This is a genomic window from Streptosporangium sp. CA-115845, assembly GCF_050943795.1.
Lineage (GTDB): Bacteria > Actinomycetota > Actinomycetes > Streptosporangiales > Streptosporangiaceae > Streptosporangium.
In genome coordinates this window covers 5,955,087-5,979,886 of sequence record NZ_CP191988.1, presented here as the reverse complement: position 1 = coordinate 5,979,886, position 24,800 = coordinate 5,955,087, and the positions used below count along the sequence as shown (strand labels likewise).

The 24,800-nt window shown below is 70.3% G+C and carries 18 protein-coding genes and 1 pseudogene; 11 read left to right on the top strand and 8 right to left on the bottom strand.

Going from position 1 to position 24,800, the window contains the following annotated elements; all coding sequences use genetic code 11:
• Positions 1-225 precede the first annotated feature (225 nt).
• From ACQP0P_RS29170 to ACQP0P_RS29160, 3 genes are all read right to left on the bottom strand, one after another.
• Entirely contained in the window at positions 226-2,247 is a 2,022-nt protein-coding gene (locus ACQP0P_RS29170; protein WP_433360298.1) for an N-acetylneuraminate synthase family protein, read from the bottom strand.
• Positions 2,248-2,458: 211 nt separating this feature from the next.
• Positions 2,459-3,421 (bottom strand): alpha/beta hydrolase, encoded by a 963-nt coding sequence (locus tag ACQP0P_RS29165; RefSeq protein WP_433360295.1) that lies wholly within the window; start codon positions 3,419-3,421, stop codon positions 2,459-2,461.
• Between the two features lie 108 nt (positions 3,422-3,529).
• Positions 3,530-4,576 carry a LacI family DNA-binding transcriptional regulator gene (locus tag ACQP0P_RS29160; protein WP_433360292.1) on the bottom strand — a complete coding sequence of 349 codons (1,047 nt, stop codon included), beginning with the start codon at positions 4,574-4,576 and terminating at the stop codon, positions 3,530-3,532.
• Positions 4,577-4,735: 159 nt separating this feature from the next.
• Between ACQP0P_RS29160 and ACQP0P_RS29155 the strand changes: the two genes are divergently transcribed.
• The 6 genes and pseudogenes from ACQP0P_RS29155 (at position 4,736) to ACQP0P_RS29130 (ending at position 11,459) form a co-directional block, all read left to right on the top strand.
• Entirely contained in the window at positions 4,736-6,004 is a 1,269-nt protein-coding gene (locus ACQP0P_RS29155) for a sugar ABC transporter substrate-binding protein (RefSeq protein ID WP_433360289.1), read from the top strand.
• Between the two features lie 65 nt (positions 6,005-6,069).
• Positions 6,070-7,688, top strand: a pseudogene (locus ACQP0P_RS29150) (ABC transporter permease subunit).
• Positions 7,685-8,521, top strand: a complete 837-nt coding sequence (locus tag ACQP0P_RS29145; RefSeq protein ID WP_386309035.1) for a sugar ABC transporter permease — start codon at positions 7,685-7,687, stop codon at positions 8,519-8,521. Before ACQP0P_RS29150 ends, ACQP0P_RS29145 begins: the two are co-directional and overlap by 4 nt.
• A gap of 2 nt (positions 8,522-8,523) precedes the next feature.
• Positions 8,524-10,314 carry an alpha-amylase family glycosyl hydrolase gene (locus ACQP0P_RS29140; RefSeq protein WP_433360286.1) on the top strand — a complete coding sequence of 597 codons (1,791 nt, stop codon included), beginning with the start codon at positions 8,524-8,526 and terminating at the stop codon, positions 10,312-10,314.
• A 94-nt stretch (positions 10,315-10,408) separates the two neighbouring features.
• A complete protein-coding gene (locus tag ACQP0P_RS29135; RefSeq protein WP_433360283.1) occupies positions 10,409-10,666 on the top strand; it encodes a hypothetical protein in 258 nt (85 codons plus the stop codon).
• A 67-nt stretch (positions 10,667-10,733) separates the two neighbouring features.
• Positions 10,734-11,459, top strand: a complete 726-nt coding sequence (locus tag ACQP0P_RS29130) for an MgtC/SapB family protein (RefSeq protein WP_433360280.1) — start codon at positions 10,734-10,736, stop codon at positions 11,457-11,459.
• 100 nt (positions 11,460-11,559) lie between these two features.
• Here ACQP0P_RS29130 and ACQP0P_RS29125 read toward each other — a convergent pair whose 3' ends face one another.
• Both ACQP0P_RS29125 and ACQP0P_RS29120 read right to left on the bottom strand, forming a co-directional pair.
• The gene (locus ACQP0P_RS29125; RefSeq protein WP_433360277.1) at positions 11,560-12,324 is read right to left on the bottom strand and encodes an ABC transporter permease; all 765 of its coding nucleotides are present in this window, start codon (positions 12,322-12,324) and stop codon (positions 11,560-11,562) included.
• Positions 12,321-13,262 (bottom strand): ABC transporter ATP-binding protein, encoded by a 942-nt coding sequence (locus tag ACQP0P_RS29120; protein ID WP_433360274.1) that lies wholly within the window; start codon positions 13,260-13,262, stop codon positions 12,321-12,323. The genes ACQP0P_RS29125 and ACQP0P_RS29120 overlap by 4 nt, the downstream gene beginning before the upstream one ends.
• A 110-nt stretch (positions 13,263-13,372) precedes the next feature.
• On the opposite strand from ACQP0P_RS29120, the gene ACQP0P_RS29115 reads away from it, so the two are divergent.
• The 3 genes from ACQP0P_RS29115 to ACQP0P_RS29105 all read left to right on the top strand — a co-directional run bounded on the left by ACQP0P_RS29115 (position 13,373) and on the right by ACQP0P_RS29105 (position 17,561).
• The gene (locus ACQP0P_RS29115) at positions 13,373-14,464 is read left to right on the top strand and encodes a histidine kinase (RefSeq protein ID WP_433360271.1); all 1,092 of its coding nucleotides are present in this window, start codon (positions 13,373-13,375) and stop codon (positions 14,462-14,464) included.
• A complete protein-coding gene (locus tag ACQP0P_RS29110; RefSeq protein ID WP_433360269.1) occupies positions 14,461-15,111 on the top strand; it encodes a response regulator in 651 nt (216 codons plus the stop codon). The genes ACQP0P_RS29115 and ACQP0P_RS29110 overlap by 4 nt, the downstream gene beginning before the upstream one ends.
• Positions 15,112-15,248: 137 nt before the next feature.
• Positions 15,249-17,561: a WD40 repeat domain-containing serine/threonine protein kinase gene (locus ACQP0P_RS29105; RefSeq protein WP_433360266.1), complete on the top strand. Its 2,313-nt coding sequence runs from the start codon at positions 15,249-15,251 to the stop codon at positions 17,559-17,561.
• Between the two features lie 96 nt (positions 17,562-17,657).
• On the opposite strand, the gene ACQP0P_RS29100 is transcribed toward ACQP0P_RS29105, so the two are convergent.
• A complete protein-coding gene (locus ACQP0P_RS29100; protein ID WP_433360264.1) occupies positions 17,658-19,010 on the bottom strand; it encodes an aspartate aminotransferase family protein in 1,353 nt (450 codons plus the stop codon).
• Between the two features lie 155 nt (positions 19,011-19,165).
• On the opposite strand from ACQP0P_RS29100, the gene ACQP0P_RS29095 reads away from it, so the two are divergent.
• Complete coding sequence (locus tag ACQP0P_RS29095) at positions 19,166-19,999, top strand: LysR substrate-binding domain-containing protein (RefSeq protein WP_433360261.1); 834 nt, start codon at positions 19,166-19,168, stop codon at positions 19,997-19,999.
• Between the two features lie 69 nt (positions 20,000-20,068).
• Here ACQP0P_RS29095 and ACQP0P_RS29090 read toward each other — a convergent pair whose 3' ends face one another.
• Positions 20,069-20,944: an AEC family transporter gene (locus tag ACQP0P_RS29090; protein WP_433360258.1), complete on the bottom strand. Its 876-nt coding sequence runs from the start codon at positions 20,942-20,944 to the stop codon at positions 20,069-20,071.
• Positions 20,945-21,107: 163 nt separating this feature from the next.
• Between ACQP0P_RS29090 and ACQP0P_RS29085 the strand changes: the two genes are divergently transcribed.
• Positions 21,108-21,680 carry a putative glycolipid-binding domain-containing protein gene (locus ACQP0P_RS29085; RefSeq protein ID WP_433360255.1) on the top strand — a complete coding sequence of 191 codons (573 nt, stop codon included), beginning with the start codon at positions 21,108-21,110 and terminating at the stop codon, positions 21,678-21,680.
• Between the two features lie 109 nt (positions 21,681-21,789).
• Here the strand turns inward: ACQP0P_RS29085 and ACQP0P_RS29080 are convergent, their stop codons facing one another.
• A complete protein-coding gene (locus ACQP0P_RS29080; RefSeq protein ID WP_433360252.1) occupies positions 21,790-24,774 on the bottom strand; it encodes a carbohydrate binding domain-containing protein in 2,985 nt (994 codons plus the stop codon).
• Positions 24,775-24,800: the final 26 nt, after the last annotated feature.

Genomic DNA, 24,800 nt, shown 5'->3' with positions numbered 1-24,800 from the left:
GGCCGCGCCGACGACTGGACTGAGGAGCGAAGGGGTCCCAACGCAGAAGCCCTGTGTCGCCCCCCTCACTTTCCCCTTGACGGACTACCCGTGAGGCCGCGCCGGCGACTGGACTGAGGAGAGCGGGGGCGCGAGGAACGAGCGGCCCCGGTCGACGAGGGAAGGAGCCGGGTAAGAGCGGCCTCACCGCGACGCGCAGCGTCGCAGTCAGCACAGCGTCGCCATCTACACAGCGATGCGGCGGAGGCGGGACTTGGGGGCCTGCTCGCCGGGATAGACCCGCTTGACACCGTCACCCAGGGCGGTCTCGATGATGCGGATGTCGCGGACCAGGTGCTCAAGCCCGGAGGGCTCCAGCGAGGCGGCGTGGTCAGAGCCCCACATGGTGCGGTCGAGCGTGATGTGCCGCTCCACGGTCACCGCCCCAAGGGTCACCGCGGCGAGCGAGATCTGCAGGCCGCGCTCGTGGCCCGAGTAGCCGACCGGCACACCGTACCGCTCCTGGAGGGTGGTGATCGTGCGGAGGTTGGCCTCCTCGGGGGGGAGGGGGTAGGTGGAGGTGGCGTGCATCAGCACCAGCTTGGAGGTGCCGAGAAGCTCCACCGCCTGGTCGATCTCCTCCAGCGTGGACATGCCGGTGGACAGGATGATCGGCTTGCCGGTCGCAGCGAGCGCGCGGAGCAGCTCCAGGTCGGTCACGCTCGCCGAGGCGACCTTGTGGGTGACCACGTCCATGGACTCCAGGAACCCGACGGACGGCACGTCCCACGGCGAGGCGAACCAGTGCAGGCCCCGCTTCCGGCAGTGCTCGGCGATCTGGGAGTACTCGTCCAGGCCGAACTCGGTCCTGAGCTTGTACTCCATGTAGGTCATCTCGCCCCACGGCGTCTGCCGGATCTGGTCGCGCTGCTCCAGCGGCACGCAGATCTCCGGCGTGCGCTTCTGGAACTTGACGGCCTGACAGCCGGCCTCGGCCGCCACGTCGATGAGCCGACGCGCGATGTCCAGGTCGCCGTTGTGGTTGATGCCGATCTCACCGATCACGTAGACCGGCTGTCCGGCGCCGATCAGCGCGTCGCCGATCTGGACGGGCCTGGCGACCGGGGCGAGCCTCAGCTCGGCGCGGGGCGCGGTCCCTGCGGTGACCTTCTCGTCCGTCGGGCGGGCCGCGAGGACCCGGTCGCACAGCTCCCGTACGGCCCCGGCCCCGCCGGGCCTGGTCAGCACGGTCCTGGCGGCGGCGCGGACCTTCGGGTGGGCGTCGGGGACGGTGACGGGCCAGCCGACGTCGCTCATCGGGCCCAGGTCGTTGACGTCGTTGCCGACGTAGGCGACGCGGGCCGGGTCGATTCCCTCGATGGCCAGCCAGTCGCGCAGCACGGTCCGCTTGTCGGTCAGGCCCTGCAGGACGGGCACGCCGAGCTTGCGGGCGCGGGCCGCGACCACCGGGTTGTGCTCGGTGGACATGATCATCAGTTTGACGCCGGAGCGGCGCAGCAGTGAGATGCCCATACCGTCGGAGCGGCTGACCGCGACCATCTCGCGGCCGTCCTGGTCGACGTAGGCGCGGTCGTCGGTGTGCACGCCGTCGAAGTCGGTGATCACCGCGTCCACGTCGATCGGCTCGGGCCGGTCCACGAACGGTGCGAGCGCCCGTACGATCTCCAGATCCTCGGGGGTGTCCACCTCGACGGCGTGGTGCGGGGAGACCCGCTGCACGGCGACGGCGCCGAAGAAACGGTGGCCGTGCTCGCGCAGACCCTCGGCGCGCATCACGTAGAAGGCGCCGGTCTCGCGGAACTGCGGTTCGCGGTCCTGGCGGCGCGGCCGGTGGGAGGGGTCGTGGTTGACGCCCGCGCCGTTCACGCTCCACAGGAACTCGTGCGTCTCCAGCCCGGAGAACACCACGTCGGCGCTGCCGTCCAGGACCTTGGCGATGGCGCCGTCCAGATCGGCGGGGTCGATGAACGCGCTGGTGCACTGCACCAGGATGACCACGTCGGGGACGTCGGGGGTGTGGTCGAGCGCGTGGAGCACCGCGGACTCGCTGGAGGCGGTCCCGCCGCTCAGCTCCTCCGGCCGGTCGATCACGGTCGCGCCCGCGGCGCGGGCCACCTCGGCGATCCCGGCGTGGTCGGTGCTGACCACGACCTCGTCGACCAGCTTGGCCCGCACACAGGCCCGTACCGCGCGGGCGACCAGGGGACTGCCGCCCACCGGGGCCAGGTTCTTCAGGGGAACGCCCACCGAACCTCCGCGGGCGGGGACAACGGCCAGGACTCGCAAGGTGGCTCCTCGTGACATGCGGCAAACGCCCCTGAACTGGGGTGTTTGACGAACGCTAGTCACGAGGGTGACCGGCCAGGGGTGCCTGAGCTGAACGCCCAGAGTCATCAGCCTTAACTTTCGGCGCCCCGACGCACGGGTGGGTACACCCCCGAGGAGGTGTCCCAGATCGTCAGGGAGCGGCGTCGATGGAGTCCATGAGCATGGGGAGCGCGCGTTCGAGGCCGCGGCTCCAGTAGGGCCAGCTGTGGGTGCCGGGCCCGTAGAAGTCGACGGTCACGTTGACGCCGTTGGCCCCGGCCCGCTCGGCGAAGGTCACGGCCTGGCGGAGCAGGGCGGCCTCGCCCTCGTCCCGCGGCTCGGAGGTGCCGTCCAGCGGGCCGGGGGAGCCGTCGCCGCTGGAGACGAAGAGCCGTACCCCGCGCAGCGCGCCGGTGAGATCGGCCGGGTTGTGGGCGGCCCATTCGGGGTCTCGCGGGGGGCCCCAGAGCTTCGCGGAGTCCTCGCCGTTCCGGTTGAGCAGCCAGTCGACGCCGCCGTTGCCGTCGCGGGTGTGCAGCACCCCGGAGAAGGAGGCAGCCGCCTGGAACATGCCGGGATGGCGGGCCGCGTACGACATGGCCCCGAACCCGCCCATGGACAGTCCCGCCACCGCCCGCCGGTCCCCGGCGCCGTAGTCGCGCTCCAGGATCCGCCGTACCTCGGTGAGGTGGAAGGTCTCCCAGCCGGGGCCGTCGCGCCAGTCGGAGTAGAAGCCGACGGTGCCGCCCTCGGGGATGACCACGATCGCCCGGTAGCCGGAGGTGAGGCTCGCGGCCTTCCCCTTGGTGACCCAGGTGTCGTAGTCGGACTGGCAGCAGCCGTTCAGCAGGTACAGCACCGGCCACGGACCCGAGTCCGGCGTCCAGCCCTCGGGCAGCAGGACCCGGACCATGCCCTCGCGGCCGAGCGCGGTGGAGGTCACGGTGAGCTCGTGGTCGCGGCCGCCCAGCTTCTTCACCGCGACGGCGGGGGTTCGCGAGGCGCCACCGTCAGGACTGCCGGGCGAGGACGGTGGCAGCAGTGCCAACAGCACCGCCACGACCGCCACGGCGGCCAGCAGGAACACTCCCAGACGTACAGCTGTGCGGTTCACGCCGCCAATACTCCCGCTTCCCGCCGATCACGTGAAGCCTACTCGACACGTCGAGGGCCGATCGGACGGACAAAGTTCTCCATATCCACCGGGTCGCCCGGCGACGGCTCAGAGAACCGGGTCCGGTGAAGCGTTCCGGTCGTGGGAGGCCCATCGGGCCCGAGTGGACGCGCGGACCACGAGTTCGGGCTGGAAGAGATACTCGGCGGCCCTGGCGGGGCGCCCCTTGATCTCGTCGAGCAGGGCGCGTACGGCCGCGACCCCCATGGCCTGGACGGGCTGGCGGACCGTGGTGAGCGGCGGGTCGGTGAAGGACATCAGCGGGGAGTCGTCGGCGCCCACGACCGAGACGTCCTCGGGCACCCGCAGGCCGTGCCGCCGTACCGCGCGCACCGCGCCCAGCGCCATCAGGTCGCTGCCGCAGACCAGAGCTGTGGCGCCCCGCTGCACCAGCAGGGACGCGGCGCTCTGGCCGCCCTCGACGTCAAAGGGCGACAGTTCGACCAGGTCGTCGGTGTCGTGCCCCAGGCCCAGTTCCCGCAGCGAGGCACGGAATCCGGCGAGCCGCCGCTGGACCGTGGAGTAGCGCAACGGGCCGCTGAGGAACCCGATGCGACGGTGGCCCAGTTCGACGAGGTGGCGCGCGGCGATACGGCCCGCGGTGACGTCGTCACAGGAGACGCAGGGAACGCCGAGGCCCGGGATGTCACCGTTGACGAACACGATGGGCAGCCGCCGCCGCCTGAGGCCGTGGTAGCGGGAGCGGTCGATGGTCGTGTCGGCGTGCAGCCCGGAGACGAAGATGATGCCGGAGACGCCACGGTCCAGCAGCATCCCCACGTATTCGTCCTCACCTGCCCCCTCGGGGGTCTGCGTGCACAGAACCGCGGTGTATCCGTGGCGCGCCAGCCCCGTCTCGATCACCTGGGCGAAGAACGGGAAAACCGGATTCTGTAACTCGGCGGTGATCAGCCCGACCAGCCCTGAGCTTCGCGGGCGCAACCCGTTCGGACGCTCGTAACCGAGCACGTCCATGGCGGTGAGCACCGCGCTCCTGGCCCTCGGGCTCACCCCGAGGCGCTCGTTGAGCACCCGGGAGACCGTCGCTTTGCTGACCCCGGCCTGCCGGGCGATCTCGTCGAGTCGTGCCGCCATGGTCAGTGATTGTGGATCAGCTTTCTGAAACTCTGCAAGAGATTCTGAAACATTGCCGCAATTTCCTGCAACGCATTCCAGGCTGGATGAACCCTCTGTTAACTTCGGCGCACATCACGGTGCACCCCCTGAAAACCCCCTCCCACCTGGAGCTCAAGCGTGCGCAGACCCATGAAGACCCTCGCCGGAGCCCTCGCGCTCGGCCTTGTGCTGACCGCCTGCGGCGGAAACACGCAGGCGCAGGGACAGCCCTCCTCGGCCCCGGCCGCCGTCGGCGACACCACCCTGCTCATCTGGGCCGACCAGATGCGCTCGGACACCCTCAAGCCCTTCGCCGAGGCCTTCGCCAAGGAGAACGGGATCAAGGCCGAGGTCGTCGTCGTGGCCCAGAACCAGCAGCAGACCTTCACCACCGCCTCCCAGGCGGGCAAGGGCCCCGACGTGGTCGTCGGCGCGCACGACTGGATCGGCAACCTGGTGCAGAACGGCCTCATCGACCCGATCCAGATGACGGAGGACCAGCTCGCCGGGTATGTGGACGTGGCTCGCAAGGCCGTCACCTACGACGGCCAGGTGTACGGCGTGCCGTACGCGGTCGAGAACCTGGCACTGTTCCGCAACACCGAGCTGGCGCCGGAGGCCCCGGGAAGCTTCGACGAACTGGTCGAGACGGGCAAGAAGCTCAAGGCCGCGGGGAAGGTCAAGGAGATCGTCGGCTATCCGGTCAGCCAGCAGGACGGTCAGTCCGGCGACACCTACCACCTGTACCCGCTCTACACCTCGGCGGGCGCCCACCTGTTCGGCACCACTCCGGGTGGCGACCCCGACCCGTCCGAGCTGGGAGTGGGCGAGAAGGAGTCGGTGGAGGCGTTCGAGAGGATCGCCAGGCTCGGTGAGAAGGGGGACGGCGCGCTCAAGCGCTCCTTCACCTCCGACAACTCGGCGGCCGCCTTCAACGAGGGGAGGACCGCGTTCATGGTCGCCGGGCCGTGGCGGCTGGCCGACGCCCGCAAGGCGGGCGTGAAGTACGACATCACCCCGGTGCCCGGTTTCAAGGGGGCCGAGCCCGCCCGGCCGTTCGTGGGCGTGCAGTCCTTCTTCGTGGCGAGCAAGGGAAAGAACAAGGCGCTCGCCCAGGAGTTCGTCACCGGCACCCTGGCCTCGGCCGAGGTGGCGCGGGCGCTGTTCGACGCCGAGCCGCGGATGCCCGCCCTGAACGAGGCCCTGACGTACGCGGCGGGCAAGGACCCCGATGTCGCCAAGTTCCAGGCCGCCGCGGAGAACGGCACGCCGCTGCCCGCGATCCCGCAGATGGTGGCCATCTGGGGGCCGTTCAACACGCTCATCCACGCCGCGGTGAAGGGTGAGCCGGTACCTCCGGCGGTCGAGGCGGCCGCCAAGGCCATCGCCGAGCAGCTCGAACAGTGAACACCAGACGATTCCGGAGCGGGGAGGGACGTCGTCCTCCCCGCGAGGGGGATGTCCTTCTCGACATCGGGCGCGGGCGCGCGGCCCAGGGAGGCAGGGGGGCTCGCTCACCCCAGGCGCCGCCTCCGCCCGACCGGCCCCGCCGCGGACGCGGGCGGGCCGTGGCGACCGGGGCATGGCCGGGAAGCGCGGGCGGGGTCGCGCTGCGGGTCCTGGTGCTCGGGCTCATCGTCGCCGTCGCGCTCTGGGCGGTCGCGCCGCTGGTGGCGGCGGAGAACTGGATCGGGGTGGGGATCGTCGTGGTCGTCACCGCCGCCGGTCTCCTCGTCTACCTGACGCCGCGGCGGCTGCCCGCCAAGTACCTGCTGCCCACCACGCTCCTGGTCCTCGCCTTCCAGGTGTTCCCGGTGGTCCACACGATGTCGCTGGCGCTGACCAACATCGGCGACGGCCACCTGGGGAGCAAGCAGGACGCGATCACCGCGATCGAGACCTCCTCCGTCAAGCGCCAGCCCGGTTCCGCCGAGTTCCGGCTCACCGTGGCCGAGAAGGACGGAGACCTGATCTTCCTGCTGGCGGCGGGAGGACGCGCCTACGCCGGCACCGCCGAGGGGCTGCGCCCCCTGAAGGGTGCCACCCTCGGCGCCGGCGGCCGGATCACCGCGGCCGACGGCTACACGGTGCTGACCGCCGCGCAGGCCTCCGCCAGGGGCTCGGAGATCACCGAGCTGGTCGTGCCCGTCGAGGGCGGGGCGATCCGCAGCCAGGGCCTGTCGAGGGCCTACCGGGGTACGGCGACGCTCGCCTACGACGAGGTCTGCGACTGCGTCACCGGCCAGGACAGGATCTGGCGGGCCGACGAGGAACAGGGCAGGTTCGTCTCCGACGACGGGCAGGCGCTGGCGCAGGGCTGGCAGGTCGGCGTCGGCCTGGCCAACCTCACCAACGCGCTCACCAACCCGAAGATCAACGCGCACTTCCTCGGCGTCTTCGGCTGGAACCTGGTCTACGCCACGTCCGTCGTGGTGCTGACCGCCGCGCTCGGGGTGGCGGTCGCGCTGGTGCTGCACCATCCCCGGATGCGTGCCGTACGGGCCTACCGGACCCTGATCGTGCTGCCGTACGCCATGCCGGCCTTCGCGATGCTGCTGGTCTGGCGGGACATGTTCAACACCGACTTCGGGCTGATCAACAAGATGCTCGGGCTCGACGTCGACTGGCTCGGCGCCCCGCCACCGCCCGCCTGTCGGTGCTGCTGGTCCAGCTCTGGCTGGGTTTCCCCTACATGTTCCTGATCGCCACCGGGGCGCTGCAGACGATCCCGTCGGAGTATCTGGAGGCGGCCCAGGTGGACGGCGCGACCGCCTGGCAGCGGTTCGTGAAGGTCACGCTGCCGCTGCTGATGCTCGCGCTGGCCCCGCTGCTGGTCTCGTCGTTCGCGTTCAACTTCAACAACTTCAACGGCATCTTCCTGGTCACCGCCGGAGGCCCGTTCCCCGCCGACAACCCGACGATGGGGGCGACCGACCTGCTGATCACCTACACCTTCCGGCTCGCCTTCGGGCAGCAGGGCGCGCAGTACGGCCTGGCCTCCGCGATGTCCATCTACGTCTACCTGATCGTGGCGGTGCTCTCGATCATCAGCTTCCGGCGTACCCGGGCCTTCCAGGAGGTGGACCGATGAGGAGCGGACTGGTCCTCCGGCACCTGGTGGCGATCACCGTCACCGCCTTCGCCCTCTTCCCGATCCTGTTCGTGATCTCTTCGGCGCTCAACCCGCTCGGCACGCTCAGCTCGGCGACCCTGTTCCCGAGCGGCGCAGGCCTCGCCAACGTCACGGACCTCTTCGAGACCACGGCCTTCCCGACCTGGTACCTCAACTCCGTTCTGATCGCCGGGCTCACCGCCGTCCTGTCGGTGACGGTGTCGGCGGTCTCCGCCTACGCCTTCAGCCGCTTCCGCTTCGCCGGTCGCCGTACCGGCCTGGTGGCGCTGCTGGTGATCCAGGCGTTCCCGCAGTTCCTGGCCATCGTCCCGCTGTACGTCATCTTCAGCGTGATCAGTGACAACTGGCCCGTCTTCGGGCTCAACAGCGTCTGGGGCGTGGTCCTGCTCTACATCGGCGGCCAGGTCGGCGTGAACACCTGGCTGATCAAGGGTTTCTTCGACACGATCCCCCGGGAGCTCGACGAGGCCATGCTGATCGACGGCTGCACGCCCACCCAGGCGTTCCGCAAGGTGATCCTGCCGCTCTCGGCGCCCATCCTGTCGATCAGCGCGCTGCTCGTCTTCATCGGGACGATCAACGAGTTCCTCATCGCCAGCGTCTTCCTCACCGGCGACGACGCCCGCACCCTCGCGGTCGGGCTGTTCAGCCTGCTGGCCGACCAGCGCAACGCCAACTTCGGCATGTTCGCGGTGGGCACGCTGCTCACCGCGATCCCGACCGTTGTCGTCTTCCAGTTCCTGCAGAGATACATCGTCCACGGGCTCACCGCGGGCGCGGTGAAAGGTTGATCATGATAGACCGGGGATTCCATCACGACGGCTCGCCCGACCACGTCAGCACGGAGGCGCCGGAGCCGGGAGAGACGGTCACCGTCTTCGTCCGCACCCCGCGAGGCCACCGCTCCGGCGTGCACGTGCGGACCACGCCGGACGGCGAACCGCACTTCACCGAGGCGGTGATCGACCGCGAGACCGAGTGGGAGACCTGGTGGCGGGCCGACATCGTGGCCCGCAACCAGGTGACCGGCTACCGCTTCCTCATCGGTGGTCCGGACGGCTACCGCTGGCTGACCGCCTCCGGCCTGGCCACCCACGACGTTCCGGACACCACCGACTTCAGGCTGGTCACCCACGCCGCCCCACCCGAGTGGGCGGCCGGCGGTGTGATCTACCAGATCTTCCCCGACCGGTTCGCCTCCTCGGGCACGGCACGCGACCTGCCGCCGTGGGCGATCCCTCGCGGCTGGGACGACCCCGTCGCGGGGAGCGGGCCCGACACCTCGCGGCAGATCTTCGGCGGCGACCTGGACGGTGTCCGCTCCAGGCTGGACCACATCACCGCCCTCGGCGCGGACACCCTCTACCTGACGCCGGTCTTCCCCGCGGCCTCCAACCACCGCTACAACGCCTCCTCCTTCGCCGAGGTCGACCCGCTGCTCGGAGGCGACGCGGCCTATCGCGCGCTGATCGACGAGGTGCATCGCAGAGGCATGCGCATCCTGGGCGATCTCACCACGAACCACTGCGGCGACACCCATGCCTGGTTCCAGGCGGCGCTGCGGGACAAGGGCGCCGCCGAGCGGGAGATGTTCTTCTTCACCGACGACGACCTGGGCTACGAGGCATGGATGGGTGTTCCCTCCCTGCCCAAGCTCGACTGGTCGAGCGAGCGGCTGGCGGAGGCGATGGAGGAGGTCGTCCGCGGCTGGCTCCGGTTCGGCCTGGACGGCTGGCGCATCGACGTGGCCAACATGACCGGCAGGCTCCGCCAGGCGGACCACGCGCACGAGGTGGCCAGGCGCATCCGGCGGGTGATGACCGACGAGTGCCCGGACCGGCTGCTCGTCGCCGAGCACGCGCACGACGCCACCGGCGATCTCGACGTCGGCGGCTGGCAGGGGACGATGAACTACGCCGGCTTCACCCGCCCGGTGTGGAGCTGGCTGCGAGGTCCAGAGGTCCACCTGCCGTTCCTCGGGGTTCCGGCGGAGGTGCCCAGGATCGGCGGCGGCGACGCGGTGGCGACGATCCGTGCCTTCTCCGGCCACATGTCGTGGCGCTCGCTGGTCCACTCCTGGTCGATCCTCGGCTCCCATGACACCGCCAGGATCCGCACGATATGCGGAGGGGATCCAGCCCTGGTGGAGGTCGCCGCCGGGCTGATGCTCACCTTGCCCGGCACGCCCATGGTGTTCGCGGGCGACGAGATCGGCCTGGAGGGCGCGTGGGGAGAGGACTCCCGCCGGACCATGCCCTGGGACCGGCCGGAGAGGTGGGACCAGGGCACCTTCGGTGTCTACCGCGACCTGATCGCGTTGCGCCGGGGCGAGGTCGCCCTGCGCCACGGAGGCCTGCGCTGGCTGCACGTCTCCGAGGACGCCGTGGTCTACGTCCGGGAGCGCGCGGGCGAACGCCTGCTGATCCTGGCCGCCCGCGCCGCCCACCGGCCGGTGCGGCTCCCGCTCGGCGCCCGGTGCCTGCCCGTGTACGGCGACGCGGAACTGTCCCCCGAGGCCGACGGCACCGTCACGCTGCCCGCTGACGGCCCGGCCTTCCACATCTGGCGCCTGGCCCGGAGCTGAGGACCCGGGGCGGGCAAAGTTCTCATCAAACGGCGTTACAAGCCACCTGCGGCCGGGGACTTGCGACAGTACGTCGTGATTCACGGAGGCTGTCATGGTCAAGGGAGCCGTCGCCGCACTGGATGGCAGAGCGGGCGGGTCGGAGCGGCCGCACGTCAGCCTGCCGGTGATCGGCACGCTGACCGTGCCGCCGGCGGATCGACTGGTCTTCTACGGTGTGCTGGGCGCGCTGGGCGCGTTCGGAGTCGTCGAATGGCCTCTCGTGCTCGTCATCGGGATCGGTCACTATCTGACCGAACAGCGGTTCTCGCCCTTCCTGCGGGAAGCCGGGCAGGCCGCGGAGACGGCGTAGCGAGGAAAGAGACGCCGAGCGGCGGCCCGGCCCTTCCCGGTGGACAGGGCCGGGGCTCGACCTGGAGGTGGCGGCGTTGGCACCTCTCGGTGACCTGGCGGGACAGGGCTGGACGCAGATCGGCGAGCTGGCCCTGGCATTCGTGCTCTCGGCCGCGATCGGCCTGGAACGGGAGATCCGCCAGAAGAGCGCGGGACTGCGCACCCACACCCTGGTCGGCTTCGCCGCCGCTCTGATCATGCTGGTGTCGAAACACGGCTTCGCCGATGTGCTGGGAGAGCACGTCTCCCTCGATCCGTCCCGGGTGGCCGCCCAGATCGTCTCCGGCATCGGCTTCATCGGCGCCGGCCTGATATTCGTCCGCGGTGACGCGGTCCGGGGTCTCACCACCGCCGCGGCGATCTGGCTCACCGCGGCGGTGGGCATGGCGGCGGGAGCGGGACTGTGGTTGCTGGCGGTAGTCGTGACCGTGGGACACTTCGCGACGGTGTTCGTGCTCACCCCACTGGCCGACCGGCTTCCCCGGTCCAGGTACGCACCCTCGCGGCTCCATCTGACCTATCTCGGCGGGCGGGGCGTGCTCCGGCTGGTGCTGGCCGAGTGCACGCACCGGGGATTCGTCGTGGACGAGCTCTCCGTCGACCAGCGCGGCGAGCGGCACGTCCCGGAGAGCGTCTCGCTCTGGCTCACCGTGCACGGCTCCGGCCTGGTGACCGAGCTGACCACCGCGCTCTCCGAGATCGACGGGGTGCTCGCGGTGGTGAGCCAGGACGCCAACGCGCCAACGCTCTGAGCGGGATTTTCGGATGATGTCCCGGTGCGGACCGGCCGCCCCCGGGCGAAACGGCGGGCGGTGCGCCCGCCCCGGCCGCCCGGGGCGGGCGCACGGCCGGTTAGTCCCAGCGGAAGAACACGGCCGCGACGACGCTGCCGAACACGAGGCTGGCGGCCAGGCCGATCAGGTTGGACGCCTCGATGGGCGCACCGATCCAGGCGGCCGACAGGGCCTGGCTCCCGGCGCCGAACGGCAGCCACTGCCCGATCGTCGTGATCACCTCCGGGAGGCTGTCACGCCCGCCGAACATGCCGCCGGTGGCGCCCAGGGCGAAGAAGACGCTCAGGCCGATCGCCACGGAGGAGTTCGGGGTGGGCGACAGTGCGGCGACGATCAGGCCCACGGCGTACATGGCGGCCACCGTCAGCGCCAGCACACCGAGCGCCGCGCCGACGCGCACCGGGGGTTTGGCGCCGAACGCCAGGATGGCCAGGATCCAGGCGGCCGCGATGCCGACGGCGATCTGCAGCACGCCGGCGGCCGCCTGGGCGACGAGGACCAACGCGGGCGAGGCGGGCGTCACCCCGAGGCGTCGCAGGATGCCGCTGCGACGGTAATAGGCCAGGAAGCTCGGCATGTTGACGATGCCGGTCGTGGCCACGACCATCGTGAACACCAGCGGCAGCACGTAGACGTCGAACGCCGTGCGGCCGTGCGCGATCGTCTCCCGGCCGGCGGACGAGGCGTTCGTCACCAGGATGAGCATGGGCAGGCCGATCGGCACGATCAGCCCGGCGGTGTCGCGGGCGACCATCTTGAGCTCGCAGATCAGCAGTCCGGCCCAGGCGCGCGGGCCGGGGCGGTGGACGGTGATGTCGGTCAACGGATCGTCTCCTCGGTGTCGAGCCGGTGTCCGGTCAGGGCGACGAAGGCGTCGTCCAGGCCGGCCTGTTCGCTGCGTGTCTCGGTCGCCACTACGCCGGCGCGTACGAGCGCGACACTGACGGCCTGGAGCAGGTCGCCGCGGCCTTCGACGACGACACGGTCGCCGTCGGCGCGTACCCGCTCGACCTCGTCGAGTCCTTCGAGCAGCCCGTCCGGCACGGGGGCGGCCGTGCGGAAGGTGACCCGTTGAGCGAACCCGGCCCTTCGAACGAGCCCGGAGGGCGAGTCGAGGGCGACGACCCGTCCCGCGTCGAGCAGCGCGACCCGGTCGCACAACCGTTCGACCTCCTCCATGGCATGGCTGACGAGCAGGACGGTCACGCCGGACTCGCGCAGCCGCTCCAGGGTCGCCCACATCTGGCGGCGTGCCTCGGGGTCGAGACCGGTGGTGAGCTCGTCGAGGATCACCACCCGGGGCCGCCCGACGAGGGCGAGCGCGATCGACAGCCGTTGCTGCTGGCCGCCGGAGAGGTTCTCGAAGCGGGTGCGGCGGGAGGCGGTCAGGCCGACCGACTCGATCAGGTCGCCGGTCGGCAGCGGGTCGCGGTAGAAGCTCCCGTACAGGCGGACCAGCTCGGTGACCGTGAGCGCGGAGTGCAGGGTGGCCTCCTGCAGCTGGACTCCGAGGACCTGGCGCAGCCGGGCCCGGTCGCGCCGGACGTCCAGGCCGAGCACGCGGACGGTGCCGCGGTCGGGCCGCCTGAGCCCGGCGATCAGCTCGACGGTGGTCGTCTTGCCGGCTCCGTTGCGTCCCAGGATGCCGAAGATCTCGCCGACGGCGACCGAAAGGCTGACCTCCTCGACGGCGACCTTGGAGCGGTAGCGCTTGTGCAGGCGGTCCGCTTCGACGGCGGGAGATGACGTTGTCGCATGCATGTCGTCGAGGTTAGGGAGGGCGAGCCCCTGGCGCCTGTGCCGATGGTCAGCATCGGCACCCATGACTTTCGGCACCCCAGCGCGGATGCGAGCGCCAGTACAGTGATGATATGCGGCGAATCGAGCCGGACACGTGGGCAGGGCTGGCGGTACTGCTGGTGTGCCTCGCGGTGGGCGCCCCGACGCTGCTCGGCGCGGCCCCGACACGGATGCCCCAGCTGGTGTGGGACGTGCTGTTTGTGGCGCTGCTGGCCACGTCGCTGACCGCCGCAGTCCGGGGGGCGCGGGTCTGCTACGGCGTGGCCGTCGTGCTGGGGTGGCTGACGGTCCTGACGGCGCCCGGCTCAGGGTGGTTGCCGATCCTGCTGGTCTTCACCGCGGTCTTGAGCGCGTACATCGCGCCACTGTGGGCGGGCCCGCTGGTGGTCGCGCTCAACACCGTCGTCATCGCGGTGGCCGTGAGCCTCACCGGCGCCACCTTCACCGAGATCAGCCTCAGCGCGCTGCTGTACCTGCTGATCCAGACCGCGACGCTGCTCAGCTCGCTGGCGATCATCCGGGAGCAGCGGATGCGCCGCGAGCTGGTCAAGGCACATCTGGAGCTGCGGGCGGCGAGCGTCATCCTGGCCGACACCGCACGCGCCCACGAACGCCTGCGCATCGCCCGGGAGCTGCACGACCTCATGGGGCACCAGCTCACGGCGCTCACCCTGGAACTGGAGGTCGCCCGGCACCACGACGGCTCCGGCGCGCGCGTGCACATCGAGCGCGCCGACCGGGTGGCGCGGGACCTGCTCCGCGACGTGCGCACGACCGTCGGGCAGCTGCGCGCCGACGCGCCCGATCTGCGCGAGTCCCTGAGCGCCGTGGTACGCGACATTCCCGGCCTCGACATCGGCGTGTGGATCGACGACGACGTACGCCCCACCGAGGAGGTGACCATGACGCTCATCCGCGTCGTCCAGGAGATCGTCACCAACACCATCCGGCACGCGAACGCGACCTCGCTGCGCATCCGGATCGAGAACACAGCGGACCAAGCCGTGAGACTCACCTCCGTCGACGACGGGCGTGGCAGCCCTCAGCTGCGGCCCGGCAACGGGCTGCGCGGCCTGAGCGAGCGGATCGACGCGATCGGCGGCGACGTGCGGCTCGACGGCAGCGACGGTTTCCGCGTCACCGCCAGGGTGCCCGCGCGATGATCCGGGTGATCGTGGTCGACGACCAGACCCTGGTGCGGCAGGGCATCCGCAGCCTGCTCGACCTGACCGACGACATCGAGGTGGTGGGGGAGTCCGACGACGGCATGTCCGCGCTGGCGGCGATCGAGGAGCACGCCCCCGACGTCGTCCTGCTCGACCTGCGCATGCCTCGCCACGACGGCATCTGGACGCTCAAGGCGTTGCAGGAGCGCGCGGCCGACGCGCCACCGGTGCTCGTGCTGACCACGTTCGACAACGACACCCTGGTGCTGGACGCGATGCGGGCGGGGGCATGCGGCTACCTGCTGAAGGACGTGACGCTCGAACGGCTGACCCGGGCCATCCGGGTCCTGGCCGACGGAGGGACGCTGATCTCGCCGTCGATCACCGATCGGCTACTGCGCGCGGTGCACCGCCGCCGGCCGGCGGATGACGACGACCTGCCCGCGATTCAGCAGCTCACCGAACGAGAGGTGGAGGTGTTGCGGCTCGTCGCGGAGGGTTACAGCAACCGTGAGATCGCCCAGGCCCTGTTCCTGGCCGAAGGCACGGTGAAGAACCACGTCTCGACCATGCTGCTCAAACTCGGGGCGCGCGACCGCACCAACGCGGTGCTGCGCGCCCTGCACGCCAACATCCTCGACTGATATTCAGTAGGCATTTGGTCTAATTTGCCGATGCTGGCATGCTCTTTTCCGGGACTCGGCTGCCCGGAACCCGGCGCGTGCGGCAGGGCGTTGGCCGCCGGACCACTCGGGCGGGCTCGTGGCGGGGGAGGAGCACGATGGCCGGTACGGAGCTCAGATCCGGCGATCCCACGGCCTTCGGGCCGTACGCGATCGAGGCCAGGCTCGGTGAGGGCGGGCAGGGAACGGTCTACCTCGGACGCGACCCGGCCGGTGGGAGCGTCGCGGTCAAGGTGCTGCACCCGAAGTTCGCCGCCGACCAGGTCGCGAGGACGCGCTTCCAGCGGGAGATCGCCGTCGCCCGGCAGATCGCCGAGTTCTGCACCGCCCGGGTGCTCGACGCGGGGGAGAGCGGCGACCGCCTCTACGTGGTGAGCGAGTTCGTCGACGGGCAGTCGTTGCAGCAGGCGGTCGAGAGCGAGGGGCCGCGCGACGGCGCCGCCCTGCAGCGCATCGCGATCAGCACCGTCACCGCGCTCGTCGCCATCCACCAGGCGGGCATCGTGCACCGCGATTTCAAACCGGCCAACGTGCTCCTCGGCTTCGACGGCCCGCGGGTCATCGACTTCGGCATCTCCAAGACGCTCGACGCGACCGCCCACACCAGCGGCGCGATCGGAACCCCGGCCTACATGTCGCCCGAGCAGATTCGCGGCGAGCCCGCCGCCGCCCCCTCGGACGTGTTCAGCTGGGCCGTGACGATGGTGTTCGCCGCGACCGGAAGTCCCGCGTTCGGCCAGGACACCATCCCGGCCGTGCTGCACCGCGTCCTCAGTGTCGAGCCCGACCTGTCCGGGGTGCCCGAAGGGCTGCGGCCGCTGCTGCGCGACTGCCTGGCCAAGTCACCCGCCGACCGTCCCGTGGCATCCGAGGCGCTGTTCAGGCTGATCCGCCAGCCGTCGACGGGCACCGCCGCCGCGCCGCCCCGGCAGCCGTCGCAGGCCGAGCGGTCGCCGGAGTCCCGGCGACCGTCCGCCCACGACCTGCCGCCGTCCCCCCAGCCGCCACCGTGGCGCCCTTCTCGTGCCGAGCAGCCGCCACCCGGCCGGAGCACGGCGCCCCAGCAGTGGGAGCCGGCCGGTCACGGAAGGGTGCCCGCACCCGCTGGGCCGGTCCCGGCCGGGCCCGGCGTGCCCGCCGGGCAGGGCGGCCCGGGAGGCGGCGCCCCGGCCGTGACCGTGCCGGTAGCGGCCGATCGGTCGCGCCTGTGGTGGATCGCCGTCGTCGCCGCCACCACCCTCGCGGTCTCCGCGGGAGCCTTCGTGCTCCCGCCGCTGCTGTCGGGAAGCGAGAAGGGGGATGCGGACCCCACCCCCGTGGCACTGACCGGCTCCCCGCCATCGGTTTCTCCGTTGCCGGTCTCGGACGTCTCCCCGTCCCCCGACGGGTACCCGTCGGGGGACGGGTCGTCGCCCCCGCAGAGCACGGGGCAGCCCTCTCCCGCGGCCACCCCCACCTCGGTCACCGGAGACTGGAAGAGCGCGCCGGTGGGCGGCCCGCTCCGGGGCCACCGCGACGACCTGCAGGCGGTGGCGGTCGCCAGGGTGGGCGACAGGTCCGTGATCGTCTCCGCCGCCTACGACCGCACCGTTCGCCTCTGGGACCTGGCCACCCGCAGGCCGCTGGCCACGCTCACCGGGCACACCAACTGGGTGCGCTCCGTCGCCGTCGCCGAGCTGGACGGCAGGACGATCGCGGTGTCAGGCGGTGACGACGGGACCGTACGTCGCTGGGACCTCGCCGCGAGGAAGGCGGTCGGCAAGCCCATCGCCGCCGCCGAGCCCGTCTTCTCCCTGGCCGTGGCCACCCTCGACGGTGAGCCCGTGGTCGTGACCGGCGGCCGCGACGGGGGCCTGCGGCTGTGGAACCTGAGAACCGGCGCCGCGATCGGCAAGGTCCGCCGTGCCTCCAGCGGGGCGCTGTTCGGCCTGGCGACCGCCGAACTGGACGGCGAGCCCGTCGTGTTCACCGGGAGCGGGGACGGAACGGTGCGCCGCTGGCCGCTCCGCTCGGGCCGCGGCGAGACGATCGCCACCCAGCGCGCTCAGGTATCGGTGGTCACCACCGCCGAGCTGGACGGCAGGCTGGTGGTGCTGTCCGCCGGCGGTGCGCAGGACATCCACATCGACGACGCCGCCGGCGCCGGTGAGGCACGCCCGCCCATCCGCGACCACAGCGGCTGGATCTACTCACTGGCCGTCGGCAGGGTGGGGTCGCTCACCGTCGTCGTCTCCGGCAGCAACGACGGCACCGCGCAGGTCCACGACCTCGACACCGGAGCGTCGGCCGGGCGGCCGTTCAAGGGCCACGACCACAACGTGTTCGGCGCCGCGGTGGCCGAGCTGGGCGGGCGTCCCGTCGCGGTCACCGGCGGCGGCGACGACACGGTCAGGATCTGGCGCCTGGGCTGACCGGCCACCACCGTGGCGAGCTCCACACGGAGAACGCCCTGGTCCCGGGCGGCATGAGCTGGAGGGGCGCCCGGGAACCCAGAGCCTGTCCCTTGGTCAAGCAGTGAGGCGCGTTCGTGCGATCACGTCTTCGATCGCCTGGTCGAGCATCTCCAGGCCGAGGGTGATCTCGTCTTCGGTGCTGGTGAGAGTGGGGGCGATCCGGAACGTTCCCCCGATTCCCGGCAACTGCACGATGTTCATGTGGAGGCCGAGTTCGAGGCAGCGGCGGGTGATGGCCGCTCCGAGCTCATCCGAGCTCTCCTCGGCGCCGGTGCCGGCGCCGGGCGCGAGTTCGATTCCCTGGAGGAGCCCGCGGCCACGCACGTCGCCGACGATGGCGTGCCGGCTCTGGATGGACAGCAGACCGGCGCGCAGGAACGCCCCCAACTCGGTCGCTCGCGCATCGAGCGCGTCACGTTCGAGCACGTCGAGCACGGTGTTGCCGACGGCGGCGACCAAGGGGTCGGAGACGTGCGTGGTGAAGAAGAGGAACCCCCGCTCGGCGGCGGCCTGTTCGATCTCGGCCGAGGTGATGACCGCGGCGAGTGGCAGGCCGGCGCCGAGCGTCTTCGACAGGGTCAGGATGTCGGGAACGACACCGTCGCGCTGAAAGGCGTACCAGGTACCGGTACGGCACAGCCCGGTCTGAGCCTCGTCGAGGATGAGGAGCATCCCGCGCTCCACGCACTTGCGCTTGAGCGCCGCGAGGTAGCCGAGCGGCGGTTCGATGACTCCCCCGGAACTCAAGATCGGTTCGACGATACAGGCGGCGAGGTTTCCGGTGGACTGCGCGTCCACGAGCCCGAAGGCGACGTCGAGCTGACGCCGCCAGTCAAGTCGCCCCTCTGCGTCGACGAAATCGGGCCGATACTCGTAGGGGACCGGGATCGGGATGTTGCCCGGGGCGGTCGGACCGTATCCCTTGCGTCCTGCGCTGTAGGTCGCCGCGGCTGCGGCCTGGGTCATGCCATGCCAGGACCGCGCGAACGACACGATCTCATGCTTTCCGGTGACAAGCTTCGCCATCCGGATCGCCGCCTCGTTCGACTCCGCACCCGTGCTCAAGAGCAAGGTCTTGGTGAGAGGGTCGGGCAGCGTCTCGGCCAGGCGTCGTGAGAGCTCGACGACCGGCCTGGAGAGCATGCCGCTGTAGAGGTGGTCGAGATCGGCGACCTGGCGCTGCACCGTCGCCACGATCTCCGGGTGCGAGTGGCCGAGGATGGAACTCATCTGCCCCGACGTGAAGTCGAGGATCTTCCGCCCGCTTTCGGTGTAGACGAAACTCCCCTCGGCGCGCGCGATTATCTCCGGAACGAACGAGGCGCCGTACCGGATGACGTGCTTGTCAACATCTGACCAGAACGCGGCATCGGAGACGAGTGGGGATTCGGAGGCGATGGACGACATGGTTCGACGGTACTGACGTCAGACTGTGCATGTCCATCACAGTATTTCCATCATTCTGTTCGGTTACATCGAACAGTAGGCTGTGTGTCATGACTCTGAACCCGTGGCGACTTCGGCTTCTCGATGTGTTCGAGCGGGTCGGAACCGTGCGCGCCGTGGCGGCGGAACTGATGTTGAGCCCATCGACGGTGTCGCAGCAGTTCACAGTGCTGGAGGCCGAGACGGGAGCGCAGCTCTTCGAACGGGTCGGTCGAACCCTCACCCTCACGCCGACCGGTGCGACGCTCGTGGAACGGGCGCGCGAGCTGCGCGACCACATGGATGCCATCGAGGCGGAGCTGGCCGAGGTCACCACCGAACCCGCGGGACAATTACGCGTGGGCGGGTTCGCCAGCTCGATCGCCCCGATCCTGATCGAGGCGGTGACGGCTGTGGCGCGCGCGCACCCGCGGCTGAGGCTGGAGCTGCTCGAGATCGAGCCGCGCGAGAGCATGGCGGCGCTCCATCAGGGCCGCTGCGATCTCGTGGTCACCGTCGACGAAGCCGACGGCTCGCTCTTGAGCCCCACCATCACGGTGATCCCGCTCGCGACCGACCCGCTCCTGCTTGTCGCGCCCGCGGCTCATGTGGTGGGGGAGTTCGATGTCGTCTCGCTCACCGATCTCGCCGCGGAGCGGTGGGCGCTGGACCACTCGGGCACGTACCTGGGTGAGCTCGTGCCTCGTCACTGCCGGCTCGCCGGATTCGAGCCGATCGTCGCCGGTCGCTTCTCCAGCTACGGTGTGCTGCTCTCCCACGTCGCCGCCGGCCTGTCCGTCGCGGTCCTCCCCGAGCTCGCGGTCGAGCCCAGGGCCGGCGTCGTCGCTCGCCCGATCATCGGTCTCTCCGATCGGAGGATCGTGGTCGCCGTTCGCTCCGGCAGCGCGCGACGGCCTGCGATCACGGCCGTGATCAAAGCACTTCGGCAGGCATCCACTCACGCCTCATAGCGCCCGCATGCGCTCTCAGGAGACGGCACTTCGTCACCACGTTCGCCCAGACGATGGACGGATCTCGGATCACCCGGCTCCCAGCAGGGCGATGACGGACAGGGTCACCAGGGACAGGAGGCTGGAGACGAGGATGGCGTCGCGGGGCAGTTCGGTGGGACGGCCGTGCTCGGCGGCGTACACGTACGTGTTCTGGGCGGTCGGAAGCCCCGCGAACAGGACCGCCGCGAAGAGCGCGGGACCGTCGAGATCGAGGAGGAAACGGCCGGCCAGGAGAGCGACCAGCGGCTGGAGCAGTAGTTTGAGCATCACCACCGGTCCGATTCCGCGCCAGGCGACGGCCGAGCCGCTCAGGGACATGCCCAGTGAGAAGAGCGCCAGGGGCACCGCGGCGCCACCGAGGATCTCCAGGGGGCGCAGCGCGAGGTCGGGCAACCGCCAGCCGAGGGCGGACACGCCCAGGCCGAGGATCGAGGCCGCCACGATCGGCGTCCGCAGCGGGGCGAGGAAGGACGAGCCGCCGGCCCCGAGACCGAGGAAGAGCAGCGGGGAGACCACCAGGACCTGGAACATCAGGACCGACACCACGAACGTCGCGTCGTGCAGGACGTAGAGGCCGACGGGGATGCCGAGGTTGCCGGCGTTGACGTAGGACGACGCCATCGCGGCGGTCACCCGGTCGGGCAGCTTGCCGCGGAACAGCGCTAGTGCCAGCAGGCCGACGGTGAAGGTGCTGATCGCGAAGGCGAGCAGGGGACCGGGCTGGATCTGGCTGAGCGGGGTACGGCTGAGTGTGGTGAACAGCACCGAGGGCATCGCGATGGTGAACGCGAACCTGGTCAGCGCCTGCCGGACCTGAACGCTCGCCGATCCGGAACGGGCGGCCAGCCAGCCGAGGGCACCGATGCACCATATCGGGACGAACGCCGCAATAACCGCCTGCACCCGGCATACCGTATCCAGCCTCCGCGCCGGAGAATCGAGGGGGTACGTCCTGTTTAACGTTCTTGGAATGGTGCGGAGATTCACGCTCACCGGCCAGGGGTATTCCCGTGCCGCCGGGTCATCTCACTCATGGGCCGGGAAGGAGCGGGCGAGGGGGACGGCGATGCGCGGGCTCGTGTGGCTGAAGGACGAAGGAGCCGAATACGCGGAGGTCGACCTCACAGAGGAGATGATCGCGGTCGGCGTGGCGATCGGCACGGATCCGGTGCCCTACCGGCTGGAGTACACGGTGCGCGTGCTGCCCGGATACATCACCGAACTGCTGACGGTACGGGCTCACGGCGCGGGCTGGTCCCGGTCCCTCGATCTGCGCCGCTCCGTCCACGGAGCCTGGTCGTGTGAGACCTACGAGGAGGGGCGCCTGGACGGGGCGTTGCCCGGCGGGGACATGAACGTTCTGAACGACGCGCTCGACTGCGATCTGGAACTCTCGCCGCTGACGCACACCATGCCGGTCCTGCGGCACGGCCTCAACAGGTCCAAAGGGCACGTGGACATCGTCACGGCCTCGGTCCAGGTGCCCCACCTGCACGTGAGCCACCATCCCCAGCGCTACACCCACCTCGGGCCCAACCTGGTGCGCTGCGAGAGCGGGGGCCTGCACGCCGACCTCGTCTTCGACGACGACGGGATCGTGGTCGACTACCCGGGCTTCGCGAAGCTGATCGGCTCCTGACGGCCCGCGCCCGCCGGCGGGGGAGTGCGGCATCGCGCGTGGTGAAGGGCACGACGACACCGCCCGGATCCGGCCTCCGAGCCGATCCGGGCGGTGCCGTCGGGCGCGGTTACCTCAGGTACGGTCCCGCGACGCCGATCTTGCCGGGAGCGGGGTTGCCGGGCAGCGTGAGCACGTAGGCCCTCATATTGCCCTTGCCGCTCAGGGAGATGGTGAGCGTTCCGCCGGTGACGGTCCTGCTGTCACCGGTGACGGCATCGACGTAGGTGCCGTTGGGGATGCCGGTGAAGGTGGCGTTCCCGGAGACCGAGACCAGCACGAAGCTGTCCACGGACCCCTGCGTGAAACGGCGCTTGTAGGCGATGCCGCCCGAGACACCCTCGGTGGAGTACTGCCCCTTCTGCAGCGCCGGGACGGCCCTGCGGATCTGGTTGAGCCGCTGCACGTGCTTGACCAGCGGCTTGTCGAGGGTCTGCGCCACCGTGCCCGAGGCACTGGACACCGTACCGAAGCCCGAGGCGGTGACCGATCCCGCCAGGTGGTCACCGAAATAGGCGCGTCCCGTCGTGGCCAGCGGGCAGGTCGGCCCGCAGTCGATCGGTTTGCCCGCCTGGAACTCGATCTCCGAGCCGTAGTAGAGCGTCGGAATGCCGCGGAAGGTCCACATCAGGCTCATGTTCTCCGCCCAGGCGTCGGTGCCGCCGTCGTAGCGGACCGAGGACTTGTTCGGGCCGTAGTCGTGGGAGTCGACGTAGACGGTGTTGTAGGTGGCGTCGTTGTAGCTGTCGTCGGAGTCCTTGCCGTTGCCGAACGCGTTGGACGCCTCGCCGAAGTTCATGTGCATGCGCATGTCGATGACGTTCATGCCGGAGAACCTGCTGTGGTCGGGCGCGTGGTAGGTGTTGCCGTTCAGCGTGGCGTTGGTGCTGGTGGGCTGGTTGCCCGAGCCCATCAGGTTCTCGTAGTCGTACTGCTCGATCGCCGCTCGGACGTCGTCGGCGCTGTACTCCTTGCGTTCCTTCCAGGTGAAGAACTGGGCGGAGTGGTTCACCGAGCCGCGGTTCCACTTGTCGTGCACGAACGCGGCGACCTCGCCGAAGACGTAGAAGTCCTTGGCCTTCTCCGCCCCGAACCTCGCGGTCGCGTGCTCACGGATCGCGGGCAGGAACCGGCGGTTCCAGGTGACCCTGGGAATGTGCACGGCGGTGTCGACGCGGAAACCGTCCACGCCCATGTCGATGTACCTGTTGTAGACGTCGATCAGGTAGTCCTGGACGACCTTGCTCTCCGTGTTGAAGTCGGCCAGGTCGTCGTGGAGCCAGCAGCTGCGGGAGTCCTCGCCCTCCCAGTTGCCGATCCAGCACTGGTGGTAGTAATTCGACGAAAACATGCCGGAGGTCGGGTTCGGCCACTGGCAGTTGTAGATGCGGTACCCCTCGGGGCTGCTCCACTGGGTGGGAGTGCCCCAGTTGCGGCAGGTGTTGCCCGCCGGCTCGGTGGTGGACCACTGGTCGCCGTTGTACGGCCTGCCCTTGGCCATCGCGTTCTGCGCGGCCGTCAGGTCCGGGGCGTTCCCCTGATGCTCCTGCATCGGGTCGTACTCCCGGCCCGCCGCCTTCTCGCTGTAGAGCCACTTCCACTGATCGTCGCGCGCGCCCCACACGGTGGGGGTGAACAGGCCCTTGGCGCCCCAGCGGGAGCTGTGGTTGTAGACGACGTCCTGGTAGATCTTGATGCCCTTGGCGTGGGCGGCGTTGATCAGATCCTGGTACGACGTGCCCTCGGACTCCAGGCGGGGGTCGACCCGGTAGAAGTCCCAGCCGTGGTAGCCGTGGAAGTCGTAGTCGGAGCGGTTGAGCACGACCGGGGTGATCCACAGGGCGGAGAAGCCGAGGCCCTTGATGTAGTCGAGCTTGTCGACCAGGCCCTTGAAGTCACCGCGGAACATCGGGTCGTTGTTCGCGGCGTTGCCCGACTTCACGTGCTGGCTGCCACCCCGGTTGTTGGAGGTGTCGCCGTCGGCGAACCGGGCGGTCATCACGAAGTAGATGGAGTCCTCGCGTGGGTCGCCGCCGAGCGGGGTGCCGCCCTCGGGCTCCTCTGGCTTCTTCCCGGTGGTGGCGGTGGCCTCCTCGCTCGCCCCGGAGAGGTTGCCGGCGGCGTCCCTGGCCTGGACGGTGTAGCGGTAGAGGGTGTTCTCCGCCAGGCCGGTGTCGGAGTGCGCGGTGGCCGTCACGTCGACGACCTTGGTTCCCCCGGTGCCGCCGGTGCGGGTGACCTTGTAGCCGGTCACCCCGACGTTGTCGGTGGCGGCGCTCCAGGCCAGCGCGATCGAGACACCGGTCGCGGTCGCTGTCACACCGGCCGGTGTGCTGGGCTTCTCGGTGTCCGGAATCTCGGGGGCGCATGGGTCGGCGGCGTTGCCGGTCACCACGCCGTTCTTGACGGTGCTGACGCCGGTGCCGATGGTGTAGTCGGCGCCGCCGTTGTTGTCCCAGGTGCCGGAGCCGTTGTTGAAGGCGGCCTTGAGCCCGGTGGCGGTGCCGAGGTTGACGGTCTTCTTGGCCCAGTCGGTGCAGGCGGTCTCGTTCATGGGGACGCCGGGGACGGTGGTCCAGGCGCCGCCGGTGGGCTGGTAGTGGATGTTGGCGGTCGTCCAGCCCCTGGTCTTCTTGTGGAAGTAGACGACGGCCTGGTTGTCCGGTAGTTCGCCTCCCGGGCACGGGTTGCCCGACGTCACCTGGCCGCCGGAGACCTTCACGGTCCCGGTGCCGATGGTGTAGTCGGCGCCGCCGTTGTTGTCCCAGGTGCCCGAGCCGTTGTTGAAGGCGGCCTTGAGCCCGGTGGCGGTGCCCAGGTCGACGGTCTTCTTCTTCCAGCCGGCGCAGGCGGTCTCGTTCATGGGGACGCCGGGGACGGTGGTCCAGGCGCCGCCGGTGGGCTGGTGGTGGATGTTGGCGGCGGTCCAGGTGGTGGAGTAGTAGACGGTGACGCTGTTGGCGGCCAGTGCCGCGGACAGCGGGACGAGGGCGGAGGCCAGGCCGAAGATCGCGACGACGAGCAGCCTGAGCACGCGTTGGGGGGATGAACGCATGGGGATTCCTCTGTGCGAGGCGGAGA